Source organism: Acinetobacter endophylla (genome assembly GCF_053543775.1).
In genome coordinates this window covers 1-333 of record NZ_JBLVOM010000171.1, presented here as the reverse complement: position 1 = coordinate 333, position 333 = coordinate 1, and the positions used below count along the sequence as shown (strand labels likewise).

The 333-nt window shown below is 52.9% G+C and carries 1 pseudogene; it reads right to left on the bottom strand.

Going from position 1 to position 333, the window contains the following annotated elements:
- Positions 1 to 23: 23 nt before the first annotated feature.
- Positions 24 to 333: pseudogene (locus ACNPNW_RS06200) on the bottom strand (IS110 family transposase); the annotation flags it as partial.

Sequence of the window (333 nt, the reverse complement as noted above, 5' to 3'; positions counted from 1 at the left end):
TTTCCCTAAGCGGGTGGTGAAAATCACCCCGTAATCTGGAAATCCGGAACTGGATTTCCTTCACCTTTCTCCATAGCTCTAGCGATTGCCCATACAAAACCCGCAAGCTCTCGGGCGATTGCTGCTACAATCTTAGATCTGTGCTTTCCTCGTCCCAGCATGGTCATATATTTGCGATGCAACCGATTCTGTGCTTCCCAGGCAATTCGCTGTACTTCCGGTGGCAGCCCGGTGATTCGCTCCCGCAGTTTGCGGCGCACACCTGGCGAATGCCGATAATGGTGAGCAGATTCGACCAGCACCCGCCGTAAATGCGCATTACCAGCTTTGGTT